Below are 5,685 nucleotides of genomic sequence, written 5' to 3'. Positions count from 1 at the left end.
TCGTTTGTTTGACCAAACCACTCATCTACATAGTTGTTTTTAGAGTAAACTAATGTTCCGTTTCTGTTAAAGATTTCTAATCTTACAACATTGAAAGGGCTTAAGTCGAAACTATCGTTTAAGTCATCATTGTTAGGTGATATACCTTGTGGGAATGTACAGAATTCTAATTGCGTTACATCTGCATATACAGTATTAACACAGCCAGTATCGTTGAATGTAATGTCTGCAGAATATTCACCGTCAACAAGGACTTCACTATCTAGAACTAATTCATTTTCATTAGGAATTAGAACTCCTTCATAGTACCAGCTAATAGTAACATCTTCTACATTGAAATTAGTTGGTATAAGGCCAATCTCTATTGAAACAGTAGCATTAGGACATACCTCATAACTATATTGAGGGTCAAATGTAGCTTCAGGAAGTGTACCAACAATTAATTCAAAATTATTTGTAACGTAGCACTCTTCATAGCTTACAGATTGCACACGTACATAAACAGTTTCTCCTGTACTTGTGTAAAAATCAGGTAATGAATTAGCGTTATTATCTGCATCAGCTTGAGATGTATGATATGTAACAACAAATTGCGAAGAATCCTGTCCGTTTAGTATGTTGCTAGTGTGTGATGCTAGGTCAAATTCAGCTTCAATACCATTACCACATTCGGTATAGTCAACACTTTCAGCTGTGTGGCTAGGTTCGTTAACAATTAAATCGAAAGAAGTTACACTATGACACCCTGTTGTATTATCTTCTACTCTAACGTATATAGTTTGAGGATTAGAAATGTTAGTATACGGACTGTCTGTAATAGGGTCTGTGTTGCCTTCAGCATCAATTTCGGATGTGTGATATGAAATAGTGTGATTGTTTGGATCTAAACTACCTAATACAGCACTATCGTTATCGCTAAGGTTAAAAGGTGCTGCACCTGTTACAGAACAAGCTTCTAAGTCTGAAGGATCTTCGTTAAGAACTGGTGGTGCAAGAAATTCAACAAGTATCTCATCCATTAAGAAACATTGACTAGAGAATATTACTTGAGCAGTATATAAATCAGGTTCTGTAACGGTTAATGTTGAAGATGTTTCTCCGTCAATAAGAATACCATTTCTAAACCAGTAATGATCAAGGTTAGGTGCACCAGTATCAAGAACTATTGGTTCTCCTAAACAAGTTGCGCCACCAGAAGCTATTGTAATATCATCTCCTAAGTTAAGCTCACCTAGGTCAAAACTTCCAGCTTTTAAGAAAACACCTGAATCAAATGCAGAGTCACTCTGATCAGCAATAACCAGTTTTATACGGTAAGTTTCACCAACATTTACTGCTGATTGTGCTGTAAATACATTTGTTCTACCGTCAAAAGAAGTAGGAGGTAAGTTTTGTGGCGTATATCCACCAAAATACTCTTCATTTTCAGCACCACATGTGGTGTTGGCTTGGTGAATATTTGTAACCAAAATAGGCGTTGTTGTATTTGGTAATACAGCAAGATTGGTTGTGTTGCCACTAGAGTCTGTTAAAAGAAATGCAAATGCATCAGAATACGTACATTCAAAAGAGCCTCCGTTATATTCTTCTGAAGCCATTAAGAAATCAAAGCTAATTTCTTGAGCAAGAGGAACAAAATCAAATTCAATTATTGTAGCATTATTGGTAATAGAGATGCCTACCGCATTTTCTAAATCATTGTCTCCGGGCCATGCAGTAGTTCCGTCACTAATAGCATTGGTGTTAGGACCAGAAGCCAAACTTGCATCACCAGAAGTAAGAATAATACCTTCATCAAAAGGGAAACCAACACCATCTCCATCCATAGAGAAATAACCGATACCATTTTCTTCTCCATAGTTGGTTCCTGTAGAGTAAGTAATATTAGATATTTGCGCACATTCTCCTCCAATTAAAATGTCCTGAACTAACTCTTCTACAGTATAAGTAGTTTGATCTACAATTACATTGTCAAGACCTGGTCTTATACATAAATCAAACGTAGTGTCTTCACTACCAGAACCAGCAGAAAATACTCTTACGTAATACGTATTTCCTTCAGTCAATATTGGTGATGTTATAGCATCATCTTCAGAACAGTATATTTCTGTAAGAGAACCGCATGTTCCTTCATATAAACCATGATCTAAATTTGTTGATGAGCCTACAATATTCTCTAGACTAATAAGGTGGGTATCGTCAGTAGCTACAAATTGAAACCAAACATCATCATCTGGATTACCAGTACAAGAACCTGAAGGAGTACTAGAAGGCGTCGCTTCAAGTAAAGTTCCAGGGGTTACTACAGTACATTCTCCATCGGTGTTCACAGCTGCTAATGTTGCATTATCACAATTATCATTATCTGGCGGACAAGCTAATAAACTAAAAGTTTCACTGCTTATAGTACAGTTGTTGTCTTGTTCGTTCATTACAAATACACTTACAGAGGTACCAAATGCGAAAGGACCTACTTGATATACTTCAGGAGCTAAAGCTTGTGTAGTATTTGTGTCAAAATCATTCGAGATTTCTAATGAAGTAGCATCACCCATACTTGTAACGTCAACATCTATATAGAATTGGTTGTTCTCACAATCTGGAGCAATAGTATAGGTAGCTTCAGGAAGTGTACACAATAATTCTTCAACATTTACAGTGAAATCTAACGTTACACCCCAAGTACCATTATAACATGGGTTAGGAGTTGCTTGACCAGAGTCAGCAGTTCCAATACGCATTCTGTGTTGACCCAATGTAGCAGTAGCAGGCATTATAAATGAAGCATCAAGTATATGTGGGTTGTTAAAACCAGCAGACTCACCTTGATAAACTAATTCTGAGTTGTCAAACACTAAATTGTCATCAAAGTCTATCCAAATGTTTGTATTGTAGGTGAATGTGTGTCCAAATTCAATTTCTACATTGGTTTCTATACCTTGGAATACATTTACTACAGTTGCTGTATGATCTTCGTAAGTAACATCTCCAAAACTTGGGAAGTTTTCAATACCTAAGTTCACATAGTTTACTCCGTCACCATCGTTACTAGAAGGTTCTGACTGACAATATCCAGTATAGAAAGAACCTGGCCCAGAAAATGAACTTAGATTTGTAGGGTCACACTCTGCTTGTACATAAAATTCGTATTCAGTATCAGAGGTTAAACCTGTTAATGCAAAAGGATTAGTTGTAACTCCGGTAACTAAAGTTCCTGATCCAGGCGTAAACCCAATAGGACCATATTCTATATTCCATGTTGTTGATGTGCCTGTCTCAGTCCATCCTACTTCAGTTGAAGTTAAACTCAAGTTGTTAGAGGTTAAATCTGTTGGTTCAGGACATGTAGGGATTCCTCTGACACGGAAATTGTCTACAAATACATCAATGTCTTCTAAATCATCAACAGTACCTTCTGATCCAAGGATTCCAAATTGCACAATTTGACCAACATAAGCTTCTAAAGTAACAACAGGATGTTCACCATTTTCTGAAACAACAGAAGTATTATCGTAAGTTAATAAAGGAGTCCAAGTTACGCCATTATCGTTAGTAATTAATAGTTGAACTATATCATCAGAACCTAGTGTACCAGCATTGGTAGAACTACCAAATTGCATAATACCAAAATCAAATTCTACTTGGAAAGGTCCACCAGTTAAATCAAATTGTGGAGATATAATCCAATCGCTTTTAGTTCCTTGCCATAGGTTAATTTTATAGGCACCAGTAAAACCATCATTAAGGAAGCCGTCAGTAGCCCATGCACTAGCACCAAGATCGCCTGGTCCTGTTGTAGCATCTCCACTATCTGCTTCGTTCCAACAATCTGGTGTAATAGTATCGAATTGCTCTAAATAATCAGGAACATATATGTCACACAATGTTTCGAAAGTAAAAGGTCCTGTCCATCCGCTTAATTCGCTTCCGCAATTAGCTTGTACATAATAGTCGTAAGAAGTTAATGCAGCTAGACCTGATACCGTATATGGGTTTGTAACATCAGTATATGTTGCACTTCCTGTAGGAGGAGTTCCAGATGTTACTATTTCAATATTCCAAGCAGATACTGTACCATCTTGATTCCAACTTAATTCAGCACTATTAGAAGTTATTTCTGTTGCCGTTAATGATGTAGGATTAAAACAGGTAGGTGCTTCATCAAAAGTTACATCATCTATTGCAATATCATCGTAAAAATCACCAGTAACTATCTCAGAAAAAACAAATCGAGCTTGAACATCACCTGTTATTGTTAAAGGGCTTAAATCTATTACAATCAAGGTCCATCCACTAGTATTGCTGTTAAATGTTCCTACATTGTTCCATGCTGCACCATCCCAAACCTCTACATCTAGTTGTGAGTTGGCATTGTTTTCGTTATCACTAATTTCATAAAATGATAAAGCAGGAGTTGCTAAGCCAGATATATCTACTAATGGACTAGTTAGAGTTCTTGGGCCTTCATCATCTGAAGAATCGCACCAAGCAAAGTAATCGTTTGTAGATGTAGAACCTGTTATGGTTCCGTTGTTTCCGATATGATTAAAACCAGGATCATTGTCAAAGAACCAATTTTCATTACCATCCATAGACCAACATTGAGGAATTGATCCTCCGTTTTCAAAACCTTCAGTATATGGCGCAACAAAAGTTACACATTCTGTCGTAAAACTATATGGACCAACCCATTGACTTAGGTCACCAGGTCCACAGTTTGCTTGAAAGTAAACAAAATATTCTGTTGCAGGATTTAAACCTGTTAGAGAAACACTAGGAGATCCTGTAGGTGAAATAGAATATTCTGCTTCACTATTTCCAGGAGTAAAGTCAGATCCACTATTGTATTCTATATTCCAATCAGTTTCAGATAAGCCAACTGTCCAATCTAAGTCAGCAGATGTTGCTGTTATAGCACTAGCTACCATATTAGACGGATCTATACAAGTTGGTGATTCAAAAAGTGTAACCACAATATTTGACCAGTCAGCATCAGAACCACCATAACTTTGATTAAGTACAATATCAATATATCCATCTGTTGTAGGGTCGTAAACACCAGCCAAATCTCCAGAAAAAGTTAGAGTAGCATCAGCACCACTGCTAGCACCACCAGCAGTTGGAGGGTCTATTGTTATCGAGCCCGCTGTTGTTGTAAAAGTTATATCTGCCTCAGAAGACCAAGGTCCACCTCCTCCTGCGCTCCAATCTAAGGTAATAGAGAAAGAGTCGTAGGTTCCAGAAGATGAAGCGGGAACACCAGATGAATTGGCTACATCATTAAGACTGATGGTAACAGGTGATCCCTCAGCTACATTTGTAGGTCCCACAATTGTACTAAAATCATATTGGGCGCTTGCAGTAAAACAGAACCCTAGCATCATGAGAAATAAAGTAATTTTTTTCATAGTTAGTTTTGTTATTAAATAACTAAACCTTTCCAGTATTAAGCTAGAAAGGAATAATTTCTTTATAGGTTAGTGTATGTATAATGTAAAATATGTTTCTTAGTGTTACTAATTATGACAAGAAAGTGTTAATTTATAAAAAATGAGTATTAACATTTTATTAATATTATAATAATAGATTAAATGCCGTTTAATTCGATTAAAGGTTTTTCCTTACGCTAGAACAAATAAAAAAAGCTCTGACTTAGTCAGAGCTTTTTTTTATTTATAACTTAGA

General features: G+C 36.5%; 1 protein-coding gene. It reads right to left on the bottom strand.

Features of this window, described 5'->3' with window-relative positions; translation table 11 throughout:
• Positions 1 to 5,408, bottom strand: a 5,408-nt coding sequence (locus tag P7122_RS15680; RefSeq protein ID WP_278006751.1) for a choice-of-anchor L domain-containing protein, incomplete at its 3' end; no start/stop codon positions are given.
• Positions 5,409 to 5,685 lie beyond the last annotated feature (277 nt).

It is taken from the genome of Winogradskyella marincola (assembly GCF_029624125.1).
Lineage (GTDB): Bacteria > Bacteroidota > Bacteroidia > Flavobacteriales > Flavobacteriaceae > Winogradskyella > Winogradskyella marincola.
This window is presented reverse-complemented; position numbering and strand designations above follow the sequence as displayed.